Origin of the sequence: Variovorax sp. 54, from assembly GCF_002754375.1 — a bacterium.
In the GTDB taxonomy this organism is placed as follows: domain Bacteria; phylum Pseudomonadota; class Gammaproteobacteria; order Burkholderiales; family Burkholderiaceae_C; genus Variovorax.
Window position 1 is genome coordinate 3,974,203 of the sequence record NZ_PEFF01000001.1, and the last position, 17,156, is coordinate 3,991,358.

Sequence of the window (17,156 nt, forward strand, 5' to 3'; positions counted from 1 at the left end):
ACGTGTTCGGCCCGATGCCGGACAGCCCTTTCGTTTTCTACTGGCAAACAACAAAAATGATCTGCAACGCGTGTTCCGGTACCAGCTTCAAGCCGTTCGCCATCCGGGCGGATGGCATGGAAATCAAGCGATGCAGCTATTGCGGCCTGGGTGTGATCGCCAACCTGCCTGAGAGCACGCAGGCGTACTACGACGACAACTATTACGTGAACGGCACGAGCAGCGGCTATGCGGACTACAACTTCATGGCCGAGCACGGACTGGGTTGGGCGGCCGCGCTGGTCCGGCTTCTGGCCGACCACGGAAAGATCCTCGACATAGGCTGCGCGGACGGCTACTTGCTGGACAAGTTCACAAGCGCTTTCGACAAGTCCGGCATCGAAGTCAATGCCAAGGCGGCCGGGCAGGCGCGGGACAAGGGCATCCGGCTTCTTGGCAACGACCTGCTGGATCCGCAGCTGGTGCATGACCATCGCGCCGGGTTCGATGTGGTGACCGCCATCGCCGTCTTCGAGCATCTGCTCGATTTTCGCGGTGGATTCCACGCCGCCATCGAACTGCTGAAAGACGACGGGTTCCTGCTGTTCGAGGTACCTGTCATGTCGGCCGAGGCCAGCAACGCGGCATGGCTGAACAGTTCGCTGGAGCACATCTACTATCCAACCGAGGGGGCGATCCGCCACATCGTCGAAACGGAGCTCGGCGCTCACCTGATCGGCGCGGAAGTTCTCATCAAAGACTACGCTTCGACTTATGTCGGCATCGTCACGAAGAACGAACGCCAGGCTGCGCGCGTCAAGGAAGTTTTTGACCGCTTGATGAGCGCCGACTTCGATGGCGCGACGGCCGAGGAAGCCAAGGCCCTGACGCACCTGTTCCTTCTGCATGCGGGCCAGGCGACCGAAGCCTCGGTGCGATCGCTCACTCGACTGGACGGCAACGAGTTCACGCCGCCGCTGGTTGCGCGCATCGCCCAGCTCTGGTCGTTTGACCTGAAGCGGCTGCAATCCGGTGCCTGGCAACCGGTGAGTTTCGGGGCCGCGAGCCGCGAGGTCCAACGCCTGAAGGGCGAAGTCGAAGTGATCCTCGCAGACGCGCGTCTCAATGCGGCGCAGGCCACCGAGGCCATCAACTTCGAGATCAGGCGGGCCGCGGAGCGTGAGGGAGAAGCGGCGGCGCTTCGCAGGAAACTCTCCGAGGAGGTCGCGAAGACCGCCGCCATGGAACATCGGGCGCTGGAGGCTGCGGGTCGGCTGGAGGCCATGCAACAAACCATCGCATGGCGGGCCACGACGCCCTTGCGTCGCTGGGCGACGAACAATCCCCGCGCGGCACGACGGGCCAAGCAAGTCGCAAAGCTGGCGTGGTGGACGCTTCGGGGTCGCATCTTCGATCACCTGCGGGAATTCAGGCGCCGGCGTGCGCTGGCCGGAGGCGGCGCCAGGAACCTGGAGGCCGCAAGGCGCACTGCGGCGGCGGTCCGTCTCCTCGCGCCGGCAGGCGTGGTGCCGGATGCCGTGAAACCGCCGAGCGGAGCGGACTGGCCATTGGATCGGCCGCTCGTCAGCATCGTGATTCCTTGCTTCAACTACGGCCACCTCGTGGGCGAGGCGATTCGCTCGGTCGAGGCGCAGACCTTCACCGACATCGAGATCATCGTGGTGGAGGGGGGCTCGAGCTCCCCCGAATCCCGCCAGCGCCTGATCGACGCCGTCTCCAAGGCATCGCCCAAACTGCGTCTGTTGCTGCAGGACCAACCGTACCGTGCCGGCGCCAACCGCAACTTCGGCATCAGCCACGCCAGGGGCAAATACATCTGCTGCCTGGATGCCGACGACCGCATCGCGCCGACTTACATCGAGAAGGCGGTCTTCATGCTGGAGCATTCCGGCTACGGGGTGGTCTCGCCGGGGCTGCAGTTCTTCGGCGACAGGTCGGATGTCTGGACGCCGCACGAACGCCCGACCCTGGACATGCTGCTCGATGGCAACAATGCGCTCACTTGCGCCGTGTACAGCAAGGAGCTCTGGCGCAAGGCCGGTGGCTACCGGGACACGGACCCGACCACCGGCCATGTCCACGAGGACTGGTTGTTCTGGGTGCGTCTTGCGGCGCTCGGCGCGCGCTTCATCGGCATTCGCGAGCCGCTTTTCCACTATCGCAGCCACGGCAACACGCTGAGCAATCGAAGCGACGTGCTCGATAACGAAATCCAGAAGCTGCTGGTCCGCCGCTTCAACGACGACGTGCTGACGGAAGACGTGCTCCAGTCCGCGAGAGCGGTCAGCGCTTCCCCACCAGGCCGTCCGCCGCAGTCTTTTGCGACCCGGCGAAATTTCCATGTTCAGGCGGCCACCGGCCCCACACTGTTGATTGCCTTGCCATTCCTGGTTCTGGGCGGTGCCGAGCGTTTGTTGAGCGCCATCGTTGCGCAATTGGTGCGAAATGGGTGGCGCGTGGTGATCGTGACCACCGTGCCCGTGGGGCAAACCCACGGCGATACCACCTCCTGGTTCGAATCGGCAACGCCGGAAATATTCCATTTGCCGCGGTTTCTCGAAGTCGAGTACTGGCGGGACTTTCTCGATCACCTGCTGCAATCCAGGGATGTCCAGATTCTCTGGGTGATCGGCAGTGCTTTTGCCTATGACTGCCTGCCCGCATGGAAGCTCAGGTATCCGCGCCTTGCCGTGGCCGACTTGCTTTTCAATACGGTGGGCCATACAGCCAACAACCGGCGGTATGCCGACTGCATCGACCTGACCTTCATTGAAAATACCGAAGTCCGGGAATGGTTGATCGCCGCAGGCGAATCGCCGGGGCGCATCAGCCTGGTGGAAAGCGGTGTCGATCTCGATCAAAACGCGCCGGCGGCCCCAGGGCAACTGTCCGTGATGGCCGGTGATATTCCTGAAGATGCGACAGTCGTCGGATTCTTTGGCCGTTGGTCCGAAGAAAAAGACCCTCTGGGCTTCGTCGAAATAGCAAAGCGCCTTTCCAGCGAATCGAAGGCGGTGTTTTTGATGACCGGCACCGGGTCTCTCGAGCCGGAACTCAGGTTGGCCATTGCAGCGGCCAATTTTCCGCCGGGAAGATTCCTGTTGAAAGGGTCCGTACCGGATCTCAAGCCTTACCTCCAGGCGTGCGACATCCTGTGCCTGCCGTCACGGCTTGACGGGCGGCCGAACATCATCATGGAAGCATTGGCCAGCGGCGCGGCGGTGATCGCGTCCAGGGTGGGGGCGCTGCCGGACATGATCGAAGAAGGGCGGCAAGGCTATCTGTGCGCGCCCGGTGCGTACGATGAATTCGCTCGCAGGATTGAAGAGCTTGCGTCGGACAAGCAGAAGCTCCAAAACTTTCAATTGGCAGCCAGAGCCTTTGCGGAGAGTCGTTTCGACATTCAGGCAATGCTCCGGCAATATGAGGGCGAGCTGCGGCGCTTGATTGGACGGGGGTGAACCAGTCCAGCCAACTCCGCGCAATACCTGCGGGTGGTCGCCGAAGCCTGCACCGTTGTTTTCCCGATCTCCTTGCATCGATACGCAGGCAACGGGGGGTGACGCCGGGCAATCCAGTCGGGATTTTGGATAACAATGTCCTCATCGTGGCGCCGGGTTTGACGGCGAGCGTTTCTCTAACGATGAAGTATGAAGATATCTCCTACCAGCATTCCGGACGTCGTTGTCCTGGAGCCCAAAGTCTTCGGTGATGCCCGAGGCTTCTTTCTCGAGAGCTACAACGAGGAAGTGTTCCGGCGATCGACGGGTTCGGAGTTGACGTTCAAGCAGGACAATCATTCCCGCTCGTCGAAGGGTGTGTTGCGGGGGCTGCATTTCCAGGTCGAGCAGCCACAGGGCAAGCTGGTCCGCGTGGCGCGCGGCGCCGTGTTCGACGTCGCGGTCGACATCCGTCCCACGTCTGCGACTTTTGGACAATGGGTCGGTATCGAATTGAGCGAGGACAACAACCGGCAGCTCTGGATTCCTCCCGGCCTGGCACATGGCTTCCTGGTGTTGAGCGAAAGCGCAGACTTTCTCTACAAGACCACTGAATACTATGCGCCTGCCCACGAGCGAAGCATTGCGTGGAACGATCCGGCCATCGGCATCGAGTGGCCACTGTTCGGTGCCGCCCCGGTCCTGTCGGCGAAAGACGCCGCCGCGCCGTCGCTTGCCGCCAGCCTTGCCGGAGACGGGCGTTGATTCTGGTCACTGGCGGGGCCGGATACATCGGGTCCCACACATGCATCGAGCTGGCGCGTGTCGGGCATGAATTCGTGGTGTTCGACAATTTTTCCAACAGCACCCCTGCAGTCCTGGCGCGCATGGAGCAAATCATCGGGCGGCCGGTGATTTGGCATGCGGGCGATGTCCGTGACCCAGCGGCATTGGACAAAGTCTTTGCAGGGCATCCGGTGTCCGCGGTCCTGCATTTCGCGGGGCTGAAGGCGGTGACCGAATCGATCAGCCAGCCGATCGACTACTTTGACCACAACGTGCACGGGTCCATTGCGCTCATGGGAGCAATGGCGCGTGCGGGATGCAAGACCTTGGTCTTCTCGTCATCCGCAACGGTCTACGGGCCCGAGCAGCCGATGCCCGTTGCCGAGGATGCACCATGTGCGGTGAGCAATCCCTACGGGCGCACCAAGCTGGTTGTGGAAGACTTGCTGAATGAGCTGGGCCGCTCCGATCCGCAATGGCGCATTGCGACGCTCCGGTACTTCAACCCGACGGGGGCACACCCCAGTGCGCTGATCGGCGAAAGCCCTTTGGGTACGCCCAGCAACTTGATGCCGCTGGTGTGCCAGGTGGCAGCGGGAATCCGCCCGTCGTTGCAGATATTCGGTGACGATTACCCGAGTCCTGACGGAACCGGCGTGCGCGATTTCGTCCATGTCATGGATCTTGCAGAGGGCCACGTGGCTGCGCTCGATTTCCTTACGAAGAATCAGGCTCGCATCGTGGTCAATCTCGGAACGGGGCACGGAACCTCGGTGCTGGAAGTCATCCAGACGTTCGAACGGGTCAGTGGCCAGCGTGTCCCTTATGAAATCGTGCCGCGGCGGGATGCGGACATCGGCATCAGCTTTGCCGATGTGCGTCTTGCGCGCGAATTGCTGGGCTGGGTCGCCAAGCGCGATGTCGATGAGATGTGCCGCGATGCATGGCGGTGGCAGGCTGCGAACGGCAGCTGAAGAGAACAGGCGATCGCTTGCGGGCGAATCAGTCGATGTAAGACGATGAAAAAAATCCCGAAACGGGACGGGGGAGACGCAGTGTCTGATTCAATGTTGTCGACTGGCGCGACGGTGTGCGCCAGTCCGGGTGTATCTCCCGGCGGCGTGCGAGTTGGTCACGGTATTGCCGGCGAAATGCCGCTGTCGCACTCCGGCGTCGCCGGCGCTTTCAGGGAAGCTGAATGAGCCGTCTCGTGTTCGTTTCCACGGAGCTGGCTCCGTACACGCCCGGGGCCGTTGGCCGGGTGATGCGCAACATGCTGCGCGCGCTCGACGAAGCAGACCGCATGCGCACGACCATGGTGATGGTCGATGCCGCCGTTGACGCCGTGGCGTTCAGGGCCGCGTTCCCTCATGTGGAACTGGTCGAGGTCGACACCCGGGCGCCTCAGGCTCGCTTCACCGATTCGCGCCACCACCCTCCGGCCTCGGCGTACTCGAACACGCTGTGGCACTGGCGCTCGGCTTGCGTCTTCAGGGCCCTGGCCGAATTGAGCAAGAGCGGACCCATCGATTACCTGGAGTTTCCGGATCTCGGGGGGCTGGCATTCTGTACCTTGCAGGAACGCCGGCTCCAGGACTTTCTGCCCGATGCCATCGTCGCCGTTCGTCTTCACGGATCGCACACCGCCCTCCTGCACGCTGAAGCGAGACCGCTCGCGATCGCAGATCTCAACTTGAGCGACCTCGAGCGCAAATGCCTGCGCGATTGCGACTACGTCATTGCGTCCAGCCTCGCGGTGAGCGAGGCCGTGCGCGACATCTTCGATTTTCCGGCGCAGGAATGGGAGCCTCGGGTGCTCTGCCATGTGCCGTTCGATGGGATGTCGCTGGTCACAGACACGGTGCCCGCGTCATATGGCCAAGCCGTGGTCTTCGCCTCCGAATTCCAGCGGTCGGGGCGCCCCGATCTCTTTGTGCGCGGCGTCGTCGGCCTGATGCGCAATTGCCCGCAGTACACCGGCGCGATGACGCTGGATGCGCGCAGCACCGACGAGGCCTATCGTGCGCAGATCGAACGGCTGGTTCCGCCGACGCTTGTCGAACGTGCCGTTTTTCTGGCGCACGCGGAGCAGCAGGTGTTCGACGCGCTTGCCGCACATGCGACGGTCGTGTTCCCCGGCACCTTCGAGGCTGCGGCCACGGCTGCGCTGAACGTGTCACTTCAGGGGGGGCGCGTGATCCTGAACAAGGCGAATCCCGCCTTCGGCGAAGGCACGCCTTGGCTTGACGGGATCAACTGCCTGACGTTCGACGGAACGCCCACGGGACTGGTCGAGGTGCTGGAACGCAACTTCGCCCGCAATGAGAAACTGGTGCCGGTGCGCCATCCGGAAAGTCCGTGGCCATGGCTCAACGCTGCGAAGCGAAAGCGGGCGTGGCGGGCATTGGGTGAACACCCCCCCCTGGTCTCGGTCGTGGTGCCTCACTACAACCTCGGGGGCTATTTGCCCGCGACACTCGAGAACCTGATCGGGCAGAGCTACGGGAACATCGAAATCCTCGTGGTGGACGATGCGTCGACGGACGCACAGAGCGTGCTCGCGATCGACGAACTCGCACGCAGCGCGGACCCCCGCATCAAGGTGATCCGACTGGCTGCGAATGTCGGTCTGGCGGGCGCGCGCAATGTCGGCGTTCGTCATGCGACCGGACCGTACGTACTGACACTCGACGCCGACGACCTGATCCATCCGCGTTTTCTCGAGGTCGGCGTGGCCGCGCTGGAGAACAACGCGGAGTTCGATATCGTCGTGACGCCGGCGGGTTATTTCATCGATGGAGACGTGCCGCCTGTGGTCGGAGCGGTGGTCACTCCCTGCCGTGACTACGCCATGTTTTCCGGTGAAGCCGTTGTCGCCGGATTGCTCGAGAACAGGTTTTCCACCGCAACTGCGCTCTTCAGGCGCTCGGCGATGGAACGGTTTCCCTATCTGGAGAGCTTGAGTTGCTACGAGGACTGGTCGCTCTTCATGAGGATGTGCGATGCGGGCCTGCGGTCCATCGTGACCACAGACGTTTTCTTCTTCTACAGGAAACGGCGCAATTCGATGGTGCACACGCCGCGCGATCTTGCCCGCAGGCGCATCGAATACAGCGACCTGCTGCGAACAAGTGCCCCTGCATCGCTCAGGCAGAAATCCAGGCAGCTTTTGGTGGGCCTTGGCTCAGCGGTCGCCGGCAACCAGTCGGAGGCTGTCGACGACTCCGTGGTCGCACCTCCCAGGATGGAGCCCACGGCGGAAGAACTCATCAGCGGGCTCTTCGGATCCGGAGGGCAGTACGACGAGCAGATTGTTTTCGCGAGCCTCAAGGCTTCGCGTTGGCTCGAGCGCAACGCGCCTTGGATCATTCGGGGTGGCGTGTTGGCTGCCCGCTGGACTTGGCAGGCCTATCGCTTCGTTCGCCGCAAATGATGAAAATTCGGCTCGTTGATCCAGGCAATGGATACGCCACACTGAATCGACCGAATCAAGATTGCCGATGCCTCGAATCAAAATTTATGGAAGGAACTGATTTGCACTTTGTCAAATCATTCGTTTGATGAAAACAGAAAAAAATAAAATCGACGACTTGCTTGAATCAAGGCATCTGAAGCTGTTGCTCATATTCTTCGGCGTTGCATTGGTCGCAAGAGGCGGCGTGCTCGACCGAGGCTTTGCCGTGGATGATTACTCATTTGGGCAAGGATTTTCAACGAGTGAGTTTGACGTCTTTTTGGCACAAGGACGCTTTTTTCTGGCCGCAATCGATGCGGCTATACACGCCTTGGGCGTAAACATAGCCGATATCTATATTTCTTTGGGACTTCTGTCACTGCTGTTGCAAGCCGGGTTGATTTTGGCGGTGTTGAGATTTGTTGGGGCGGCTGATAAGCCGGGTGCCATCGTTGCTGGCTCGCTGATGGTGGCGCACCCGTACTTTGCCGAAATACTTACCTTCCGCATGGTACTTCCGGGCTATTGCGTCGGAGCATTGCTTACGATCATTGCGCTTGAAGCATTGTCGCAAGAGGCAGAGAAGAAAAAAAGAAACCTTCTGATCTCTCTCGTCGCGACGGTAGGCATGCTTTTTATTTATCAGGGATTTTTGAATTATTTTTCAGTCGCATTGATTTTTTCATTCTTGTTTGGTGAGGTTTTTAAAAGCGCATCGACATCGAATAACCAAATCATCACGGATCATCGCAGTCGAGCCTTGAATCTATTGCTTGTTTGCTTTGTTTCGATTGTGATTTTCCTGGCGATCGTGACCGCTGCCAAAAAATTCGGCCTCATCAGTTTGACGAGTCGTGCGGCATTTATCAGGTCGCATGAAGTGCCCGAGAGAATTTCTCAGATTTTCGACCTGATTGCAAAGGTATATTGGCTTGGAGAGCCAATGGGGGCCCATTGGGTGAAAGTCATCATTGCCATGATGCTTGTCATTAGTAGCGTTGCGGTATGCGTTGAGATTTTTCGAAGCCCAAGGGACGAGGGATTTCGAACAAAAACGATGGTGTTTTTACTTGCAGGCCCGTTGCTCGTATTGGCGACAGTGGGCGTTGTCCTCCCTTTCAAGGACTGGTGGCCAGTGCCAAGAGTGCTGTCGCAGACGTCACTGATCACCGGGTTGATCTTCTTGCTCGCGTATCCGATATTGCGCCAACGGCTGGCGAAAATACCCACAGCCGCCTTCATGGTGCTTCCGGCCGTCTTGATCTCGGCATTTATTTTCAAGAGCAATCAAGTTTTCGCCGATCAGCAGCGCCTGAATTCGTGGGACAAGATGAGAGTCAATCGAATCATTGCGCGCCTGGAGAAAAATCCTGATTTTCAAAAAATAGAATATGTCTTTTTTAGCGGCGGAAGAGGAGGCTACCCAGCGGGGTTGAATACCATTCAAGGCGATATGAATGTATCCGCGCTCTATCCGTCTTATTCAAAACTACCGTTATTCTTGGAGACTTCTGGATATAAATTCAAATTGGCAGTTGGTGAGCAGGTGACTCTCGGCGAAGGTTTCTGCAAAACTGCAACGACATGGCCGAGCGAAGCCTCAATTTCTGTGGTTGGAAACTTGGCGATGATCTGTTTGGGTGATTGATTTTTTTGAATTTCCATTTGCCTTTCTGGGGCTATGGATTGAAGTAGTTCGGCCGATAATTTGAAAATGTGATGCATTGCAATGAATGACGCTCAAAGAGTATCCGTCGTAATTCCTGTTTATGCGGGAGAACAGACGCTTGCCGCACTTGTCGCCGAAATTGAAAAATTTACCTCGCCTCAAAAAACGGGCGGGGGCGTCGATTTTTTTGTGTGCGAAATATTGCTCGTTCACGATTGCGGTCCGGACCGTTCAGACGTCGTGATTGGCGCGCTCTCAAAGAAATATTCTTTCGTTCACCCGGTATGGCTGTCTCGTAATTACGGGCAACACGCCGCGACGATGGCTGGCATGGCGAGTGCCACCGGTGATTGGGTGGTCACCATGGATGAGGATGGGCAACAGGACCCGGAAAGCATCCAGGTCCTGATGGATCAAGCGCTGCGAGAAGGTTTGCAGCTTGTTTACGCCCAACCTACAAATCCGGCTCCGCATGGGCTTGTCAGAAATTTTTTCAGCAAAGCCGCCAAAATCATAAGCATGCGGCTTTTGGGCAACGCATCCATTGGCCGCTTCAACAGTTTCAGGTTGATCGACGGAGAAATAGCGCGTACCTTGTCGGCGTATTGCGGAAACGGTGTATACCTTGATGTCGGGCTTTTCTGGATAACTGGCCGAATTGGGCATTGCCCACTCGAACTTAGAGAAGAGTTCGGCCGACCATCGGGCTATTCGTTTCTTTCACTCGTCAAACATTTCTGGAGCCTGGTCCTGACGACCGGAACCCGACCGCTCCGACTGATCACGATCGTTGGGGCATTTTCAATACTTTTTGCTATTGGATTTGCGCTCTATGCCCTGTATGAAAAATACACGGGACAAGTTCCCGTGGAGGGTTGGGCATCGCTGGCGGTCGTGATGGCTTTTTTCTCAGGAGTCATCCTCACAGCACTCGGAGTCATTGCGGAATATCTAGCGGTGACGATGGGGATCGCAATGGGCAAGCCGCTCTACGTGGTCAGTTCCAAGCCGACCCGGTCGAACCGTTCATGACACTGGCTTGGGTCTTGGGTGCGCGAGGTCTGCTGGGATCGGCTTTGTGTCGGGCGCTCTCACTTCGCGGTGTGAGGTCATTTGTGCCCTCGGAAAAATTTCAATGGACCAATGAATCGAGTCTGCGGTCGCAGATCGAATCGGCCGTCCGTGAATTTTCCGCCCATGCGAGTCAAGCGAACCACTGGGAAATCTATTGGGCCGCAGGCGTGGGGACCATGGCAAGCTCCGAAGAAGCACTTGGGCCGGAGACCCGTGCCTTGGCTTGGCTGCTGGAATTGATCCAATCGGACACCCGGCTTGTCGCCATGCCCGGCAAACTCGTTTTCTCTAGCTCTGCGGGAGCGATCTACGCGGCTTGCTCGGACGAAGTGATCACAGAGCAATCCTTGCCAGCGCCTAACAGCGCATACGGCCGGGAGAAGCTGAGTCAAGAAGATTTGCTGCGATCGTTTTGTGCTGCGAATCCAGCGATGACGGTACTCCTTGCCCGCATATCCACGCTCTATGGTGTGGGCCAGGCAACGGGGAAACCGCAGGGGCTGTTGACGCATGTCGCACGCAGCATCGTTCGAAACAAGCCGGTAAAAATTTATGTTCCGATCGACACCATTCGTGACTATATCTCGGTCGATGATGCGGCAACGGAAATAATTTCAGTGCTTGATGAATTGAATTCAAGCCGCGGTTTATCCGTGAAAATTATTGCCTCGGAGCGCCCGGTGACGATCGCTGAAATAATTTCCATATTCAAAAGGGTCGCGAAAAAATCGCCGAAAATCACGACTGGAGTCAGTGAGTCATCAATGCTATTTTCGCGGCGTGTTCAGTTTCGTTCCATTGTTCCGATCGGGGCACGCATGCGAAAAATTCGCAGTCTCACGGTGGGAATTGCGCAATTGCTCGGTGCCGAGCGGTGTGTGCATGCAAATCCTCGCCGCCAATCAAATTCGGACTGATCTCGTGAACTTATTGAAAATGAAGAGAGATGAAATTTTCTCCTCTCAATTCATTCGATTTCTCGTTGTGGGTGTCATAAATACCCTGAGTGGGTTGTCGATAATATTTGCTGCGAAGTATTTCTTTCATGCGGGGGATGTCGTCGCGAATCTCATAGGCTATGGCGTTGGGTTGTGCATAAGTTTCAATCTCAACAGCCGATGGACGTTTGCGTACCAGGGGCGGCAACTGACTGCGGTAGTGAAATTTATTCTTGCTACTGCAGTTGCTTACGGCGCAAACCTTTTGACAGTCATTGTTGCAATAGAACACCTTGGGTTGAATAGCTATCTTGGGCAGGCAATGGGCATGCCTGCGTACACAGTGACAGCCTATCTGGCGAGCAGGTATATCGTGTTTCGCCCGACCCGTTCGTGACCCGGAGCGGTTGCTGCTGGGACGCAGGTCAATCGGAATTGTTTTTCATCGGTGTGCTGCTGGTGGCTGCGGGTGTCACAGTTATGAAATGTCAACCGTATACTCGCCCGACTTGCTTCGGCGCGGGACACCTTTCTTCTGACTTACCACACCGTTGCACATGACTCTTTTTATCTATGGGGCCGGCGGACTGGGACGCGAAGTGCTGTCCGCCCTGCAAGCATGCGGGGAGTGCGTGTCCGGCTTCATGGTTGATCCGGGCTTCTCGACGGCGGATATCCAGGGTCTGCAAGTGCGAGCCGAGCGTCTGGAGGCTTTGTCGGACCCTGCCGCGCGCTTCGTCCTGGCGGTCGGGGATGGCAGGGCGCGTCAACGTGCTGCGCTGTCGCTGGGTACCGGCACTGAGTTCGTCACGGTGCGGCATCCGGCCGCAGTGATCGGCTCCTGCGTTTCAATCGGCGAAGGAACCATGGTCATCGGCCTGTGCAGCATCACGACGGATGTTTCGATCGGGTCCCACGGGCTGATCAATCCCGGTTGCACGATCGCCCATGACTGTGTGCTCGAGGACTTCGTCAATCTCGGGCCTTCGTGCGCTCTTGCCGGGCGTGTCACGATTCAAGAGGGCGCGAATCTGGGCGTGGGCGTCTCAGTCGCGCCAGGCGTCGTGATCGGTGCCTGGTCGACGGTGGGGGCCGGCGCGGTGGTGATACGGGACGTCGAGCCCGGATCGACCGTCGTTGGCGTTCCGGCGCGCCCCATTCGGCACAGGGGTGACCCTGACCCTGCGGTTCTCTCTTCGACCTAGTCTTTTATCGCCCCACTGCTCAGATGCCTCAAGCCATGCCCAATCAAGAACACGACGCTTCCCCGGCGACGATCAAGGTTCTGCGACCGAAACTGCCGACGTCGGCTGAACTCCTCCCTTACCTGGAGCGCATCGACAGCTCCCGCACATACAGCAACTACGGGCCGCTCAATGGAGAGTTCGCGCGCCGTCTCGGCGACCTGGTCGGAGGAAGTCACACGACGCTGACCTCCAATGGAACCACCGCAATTGAGCTTGCGCTCAGGTTGCGCTGTGACCAAGGCGGTCATTGCCTGATGCCGGCATTCACCTTCATCGCCAGCGCGCACGCGGTGTGCAATGCCGGGCTGACGCCGTACCTGCTTGAAACAGACCCGGACTCCCTGGCGCTCACGCCCGAAATCGCGACCGCAGCGCTGAACTCGGTGCCTGGTCCGGTCGCGGCGGTGCTGGTCGTCAGTGCCTTCGGCGCACCACCGGACTTCGCCGCTTGGGCCGACTTTGAGGCGCGGCATGGGATTCCCGTCGTGTTCGATGCGGCGGCGGCATTGACCTCGCTCTCCGGTATCGGTCAGCAACCCGTGTGCGTGAGCCTGCATGCCACCAAGACGCTGGGCATCGGTGAAGGCGGTGCCATCTTCTGTGCCGACCGGACGCTGATGGACCGCGCAACGGCCATGACGGGCTTCGGATTCGTCGGTCAGGAGCGCCTGTCGTCACTGCGCGCGGGCAACTATCGCATTTCCGAATACTCGGCAGCGGTGGGTCTTGCCGGGCTGGACGGGCTGCCGATGCGCCTCGAGGAGATGCGTGAATTGACGGCCGCGTATGCGAGTCGACTGGAAGGAAAAGCGGTGCAGCTCCAGCGCGGCGTCGGAATCGATTGGGTCACCATGACACTGAACGTGATTGTTCCGGCTGCGGATGTTGCCGCGACCCTGGGTCGACTCGACGATGCCAAGGTCGAGTGGCGCCGCTGGTGGGGCCTGGGTTGCCACAAGCATCCGGCGTTCAAGGATGTGCCGATGTCCGATTTGTCGGTCACCGATGCCCTCGCGCCTCGTGTCATCGGCTTGCCTTTCCATGCCGACCTGTCGCCGGGTGACCTGGACCGCGTCACCGGTTGCCTCCAATGAGCACGAGCCCGCTTCTTTCGTACATCGTTCTTTCGTACAACTACGAGCGCTACATAGGCAAGACATTGCGCAGCATCCTGGACCAGACGGTGCAGGACTTCGAGATCGTGGTCGTGGACGACAGATCCATCGACAACTCGGTGGCCGTCGTGTCGGCCATTGATGACCCGCGCATCAGACTGTTCGTCAATGAGAAGAACCTGGGCGGTGCGGCGAGCTACAACCGGGCGGTTCAAGAAGCGCGCGGCGAGTGGTTGGTCAACCTGGATGCGGACGATTGGGTCGATCCGCGAAAGGCTGAAATCCAGTTGGAGGCGGCTGCTCGGAATCCACAACTCGATGTCATTGGCACCTATGTCGAGATCTATGACGAGAATGACAATCGACATCCGTCGGCCGATGCGATGGAGGCGGGATACAACCAGCCGCGCGACCTGAATCTGGTCGACACCTGGATCGGTGCCAACCATCTGTGTCGGTCCTCCACCATGGTGCGCGCTTCCGCGCACAAGCGAATCGGGTTGGATGACCCGCTGATGGTCCGTGCGCCCGACTACGAACTGTGGACGCGCGCGCTGCAGCACGGGTGCAAGTTCGCCATCATTCCGCAGCGCCTGACTTTCATTCGTGCGCACTCGCGCGGCGTGACCCATGGTGATCCGGTCGGCACGCTGCTCGAGGTCAGCTACGCGATGCAACGCAATCTGGTGCCCCTTGCCGAGGCCCGTTCGCTGCTTCTTTCCATCACTCGAATGGTTGCATGGACATGCCGCCATCCATCGCTGAGCCAGTTGCCTCCATTGCAGGCGCACAGGCTGATGGGCGTGATGATGCAATCGACTGCGGCCTCCGATTTCCAGCATTTCCTGGCGATGCTGGGAAACTACAGCGACCATCCCGAACTCGCTGAAGTCGGTCGACGCTCCTTTGCATTCGTGGGGCCGAGCGCCGATGCCTATCAGGATGTCGACAAACTTCACAGTGACATCCGGGCCTATATCGAGGCGAGGGACTACTTCAAAGGGGAGTGCGAGAACTGGGAGCGCGCCTACCGCACGCTTCAAGCCGAGCACCAAGCGCTCAACGACGCTCTGGCCTCACGCGGTTCACTCTCTCTTCCCCGGCGTGCTTGGTCGCGTCTTATCCGTACCCTGACCAAATGAACTCGCCCCGTATCCTGGCGCTGCTCCCTTTCCTGGTGAAGGGGGCTCTCTCGATTGCGATCTTCCGTGCGCTCCGAGCGCGCGGAGTCGAAATCACGGTTGCCTATTGCGGCGATGCCTCGGCGGACTACGAGCCCGATGCGCTGGAAGATTTCGCCTCGACCGGGCACCTTCTCGATCTGTCCGACATGAGCGCGGTGACCCGGTTCGATCTGGTTCAGAAACAGCTTGTCGATCGCAAGATCGATCTCGTGCTGCAGGTAGGCGCTACACAGCTGTATCACCTGCTTCCCTATTGGAAAGAGCGGTTGCCTGCGCTGCGGATCGCCGACGTTCTTTACAACGAAATCGGCCATACGTTGAATCACTTCCTCTATGAAGGATGTTTCGATGCGGTGATCGTCGAGAGTGATTTCATGGGCGGTTTCATCAGACGTTCATCCCTCAGGCCTGATCCTCCTGTTGTCGTCGTTCGCAGCGGTGTCGCTCTGGACGAGTTTTCTCCTGCCACGACGCACAGCGGCTCGGGACTCAAGGTCGGATATGTGGGCCGGATGTCAGACGAGAAGAATCCCGTCGGATTCGTCGAGTTGGCACGGCGACTGGCGAGCCTGAACCCCGGGCTCGAGTTCGAAATGTTCGGCACGGGCCCCGATGCGGCCATGGTCAAGGAGCGCGTTGCAGCCAGTGGGATCACAGAAAGACTGAGATATCACGGCTTTGTGGAGCACGCCCGAGATGCGTTGCACCAATTGGACGTACTCATCCTGCCGTCGAAGTTCGATGGCAGACCCGTTCTGGTCATGGAGGCGAATGCGTGTGGTATTCCCGTGATCGCAGCGCCGGTGGGCGGAATCCCTGAACTGGTGGCCGACGGGGTCAACGGCTTTCTGATGCATCCGACTGAAACCGAGCGCATTCATGGGTTGCTGTCCAGGTTGCAGGAGCAACCGCAGGCACTCCAAGCGCTGAAGACCGCAGCGCGCGCCCATGCGCTGGAGCATTTCAGCCGCGACAAGATGATCGAGGCGTATGCAGCCGCCTTTGCGAAAGTGGCCCTCGTTTGAAAGAGACTCACGACCGGTATCGCGAGCTTCGCTGTGACGCGCGTAGCAGCAAGCGCACGGGCCCAAACGATGCCGCAGCAACCCACCATTGAAAATCTAAGGGCGCTGACCAGCCTGCGGTTTTTTGCCGCAATGATGATTGTGGTCTTGCACGGGTCCAACAGCCTTGCCTGGCCATGGCTGCGCGGTGCGCCTTTGGCGCTTGCACAGGGCGTCAGTTTCTTTTTCGTCCTGTCCGGTTTTATCCTGACGCATGTCTACGCTGATCGCCCGCCTGGGTCGATCCTGACGTTCATGCGCGCAAGGGTGGCAAGACTTTGGCCAGTGCACGTGGTCGGCATTGTCTTACTGGTCGTCGGCGTCGCGCCAGACTCGATCACGTTCGACGGTCCCGGGATTTTCAACAAGTGGGTGGTGCTCGGCTTCAATGCCATCCTCGTGCACTCGGTTTTCCCCTTTCTGGCGTACACGTTCTCGTGGAACTCGGTGTCGTGGAGCATCTCGACAGAGATGTTTTTCTATCTGGCGTTTCCGTTTCTGCTGGTCAACATCGAGCGCACCTGGCACTGGAAGCTCTTGGGCGCCGCTCTGTTGGCGGCGGTTTTGATCGCAGCGCTTCGCATCGCGGCGGTACCGATCCAAAGCGATGACTTCAATCGATTCACTGCGGGCTATGCGACCTACCCGAGCCCATTGATGCGTGGGTTCGAGTTTGTGCTGGGCATGTCGACCAACGTGCTGTGGAGGAAGTATCTGAGCCCTCAGTCCAGATCGCTGTGGTGGTGGACGGCAGTCGAAGTGTTCGCACTCGCTGTCTTCACATGGTGGATGTTGACGGGCTTCTACGTGGTGCAACGACAGTTCCCGAGCCCGTGGTTCAACCTGTTTTTTCAGCCGGCCGGATCGTGCTGGGCCTTTGCATTGGCGATCGGGTGTCTTGCCTCCGGTCGCGGCCTGGTCGGGCGATTGCTGTCCGTGCGCCCGCTCGTATTTTTTGGCGAGATCAGCTTCTCCATCTACATGCTGCATCTCATTCTGATCAAGGCATTCGTCACCACGTTCGCATGGCCGGGCGTCCCCGAGGTTGTCTACTTCAGTGTGCTCTTTGTGTTGGCGACGACGGTCTATCTGCTCGTTGAAAAGCCTGCACAGCGGCTGCTGCGTGGTGGGAGCAAGGCCAAGACCTTGCATCCGCCGATTGCAGAGCGAGCGGCGGCAAAGTAG

The 17,156-nt window shown here is 59.0% G+C and carries 13 protein-coding genes; all 13 read left to right on the plus strand.

Features of this window, described 5'->3' with window-relative positions; all coding sequences use genetic code 11:
- Positions 1-14 precede the first annotated feature (14 nt).
- Entirely contained in the window at positions 15-3,461 is a 3,447-nt protein-coding gene (locus tag CLU95_RS18355) for a glycosyltransferase (protein WP_180288639.1), read from the plus strand.
- A 189-nt stretch (positions 3,462-3,650) separates the two neighbouring features.
- Positions 3,651-4,205: a dTDP-4-dehydrorhamnose 3,5-epimerase gene (gene rfbC, locus CLU95_RS18360; RefSeq protein WP_099794929.1), complete on the plus strand. Its 555-nt coding sequence runs from the start codon at positions 3,651-3,653 to the stop codon at positions 4,203-4,205.
- Positions 4,202-5,200 (plus strand): UDP-glucose 4-epimerase GalE, encoded by a 999-nt coding sequence (gene galE, locus CLU95_RS18365; protein WP_099794930.1) that lies wholly within the window; start codon positions 4,202-4,204, stop codon positions 5,198-5,200. Before rfbC ends, galE begins: the two co-directional genes overlap by 4 nt.
- Before the next feature lie 224 nt (positions 5,201-5,424).
- The gene (locus CLU95_RS18370) at positions 5,425-7,659 is read left to right on the plus strand and encodes a glycosyltransferase family 2 protein (protein WP_099794931.1); all 2,235 of its coding nucleotides are present in this window, start codon (positions 5,425-5,427) and stop codon (positions 7,657-7,659) included.
- 127 nt (positions 7,660-7,786) lie between these two features.
- Positions 7,787-9,328 (plus strand): glucosyltransferase domain-containing protein, encoded by a 1,542-nt coding sequence (locus CLU95_RS18375; RefSeq protein ID WP_099794932.1) that lies wholly within the window; start codon positions 7,787-7,789, stop codon positions 9,326-9,328.
- An 81-nt stretch (positions 9,329-9,409) separates the two neighbouring features.
- A complete protein-coding gene (locus CLU95_RS18380; protein ID WP_099794933.1) occupies positions 9,410-10,381 on the plus strand; it encodes a glycosyltransferase in 972 nt (323 codons plus the stop codon).
- Positions 10,378-11,340 (plus strand): NAD-dependent epimerase/dehydratase family protein, encoded by a 963-nt coding sequence (locus CLU95_RS18385; RefSeq protein WP_099794934.1) that lies wholly within the window; start codon positions 10,378-10,380, stop codon positions 11,338-11,340. Before CLU95_RS18380 ends, CLU95_RS18385 begins: the two co-directional genes overlap by 4 nt.
- Complete coding sequence (locus tag CLU95_RS18390; protein ID WP_099794935.1) at positions 11,306-11,758, plus strand: GtrA family protein; 453 nt, start codon at positions 11,306-11,308, stop codon at positions 11,756-11,758. Before CLU95_RS18385 ends, CLU95_RS18390 begins: the two co-directional genes overlap by 35 nt.
- Before the next feature lie 160 nt (positions 11,759-11,918).
- The gene (locus tag CLU95_RS18395; RefSeq protein ID WP_099794936.1) at positions 11,919-12,566 is read left to right on the plus strand and encodes a NeuD/PglB/VioB family sugar acetyltransferase; all 648 of its coding nucleotides are present in this window, start codon (positions 11,919-11,921) and stop codon (positions 12,564-12,566) included.
- A gap of 35 nt (positions 12,567-12,601) precedes the next feature.
- Positions 12,602-13,702, plus strand: coding sequence for a DegT/DnrJ/EryC1/StrS family aminotransferase (locus CLU95_RS18400; protein WP_099794937.1), 1,101 nt, complete (start codon positions 12,602-12,604; stop codon positions 13,700-13,702).
- Positions 13,699-14,865 carry a glycosyltransferase family 2 protein gene (locus CLU95_RS18405; RefSeq protein WP_099794938.1) on the plus strand — a complete coding sequence of 389 codons (1,167 nt, stop codon included), beginning with the start codon at positions 13,699-13,701 and terminating at the stop codon, positions 14,863-14,865. Before CLU95_RS18400 ends, CLU95_RS18405 begins: the two co-directional genes overlap by 4 nt.
- Positions 14,862-15,932: a glycosyltransferase gene (locus tag CLU95_RS18410; RefSeq protein ID WP_099794939.1), complete on the plus strand. Its 1,071-nt coding sequence runs from the start codon at positions 14,862-14,864 to the stop codon at positions 15,930-15,932. The genes CLU95_RS18405 and CLU95_RS18410 overlap by 4 nt, the downstream gene beginning before the upstream one ends.
- A 69-nt stretch (positions 15,933-16,001) precedes the next feature.
- A complete protein-coding gene (locus tag CLU95_RS18415) occupies positions 16,002-17,156 on the plus strand; it encodes an acyltransferase family protein (protein WP_099794940.1) in 1,155 nt (384 codons plus the stop codon).

Bases quoted from the DNA above. Each gene is read 5' to 3' on its own strand.
- CLU95_RS18355 (WP_180288639.1), top strand. From the start codon at position 15: ATGCCGGACAGCCCTTTCGTTTTCTACTGGCAAACAACAAAAATGATC.
- rfbC (WP_099794929.1), top strand. From the start codon at position 3,651: ATGAAGATATCTCCTACCAGCATTCCGGACGTCGTTGTCCTGGAGCCC.
- CLU95_RS18370 (WP_099794931.1), top strand. From the start codon at position 5,425: ATGAGCCGTCTCGTGTTCGTTTCCACGGAGCTGGCTCCGTACACGCCC.
- CLU95_RS18375 (WP_099794932.1), top strand. From the start codon at position 7,787: ATGAAAACAGAAAAAAATAAAATCGACGACTTGCTTGAATCAAGGCAT.
- CLU95_RS18380 (WP_099794933.1), top strand. From the start codon at position 9,410: ATGAATGACGCTCAAAGAGTATCCGTCGTAATTCCTGTTTATGCGGGA.
- CLU95_RS18385 (WP_099794934.1), top strand. From the start codon at position 10,378: ATGACACTGGCTTGGGTCTTGGGTGCGCGAGGTCTGCTGGGATCGGCT.
- CLU95_RS18390 (WP_099794935.1), top strand. From the start codon at position 11,306: ATGCAAATCCTCGCCGCCAATCAAATTCGGACTGATCTCGTGAACTTA.
- CLU95_RS18395 (WP_099794936.1), top strand. From the start codon at position 11,919: ATGACTCTTTTTATCTATGGGGCCGGCGGACTGGGACGCGAAGTGCTG.
- CLU95_RS18400 (WP_099794937.1), top strand. From the start codon at position 12,602: ATGCCCAATCAAGAACACGACGCTTCCCCGGCGACGATCAAGGTTCTG.
- CLU95_RS18405 (WP_099794938.1), top strand. From the start codon at position 13,699: ATGAGCACGAGCCCGCTTCTTTCGTACATCGTTCTTTCGTACAACTAC.
- CLU95_RS18410 (WP_099794939.1), top strand. From the start codon at position 14,862: ATGAACTCGCCCCGTATCCTGGCGCTGCTCCCTTTCCTGGTGAAGGGG.
- CLU95_RS18415 (WP_099794940.1), top strand. From the start codon at position 16,002: ATGCCGCAGCAACCCACCATTGAAAATCTAAGGGCGCTGACCAGCCTG.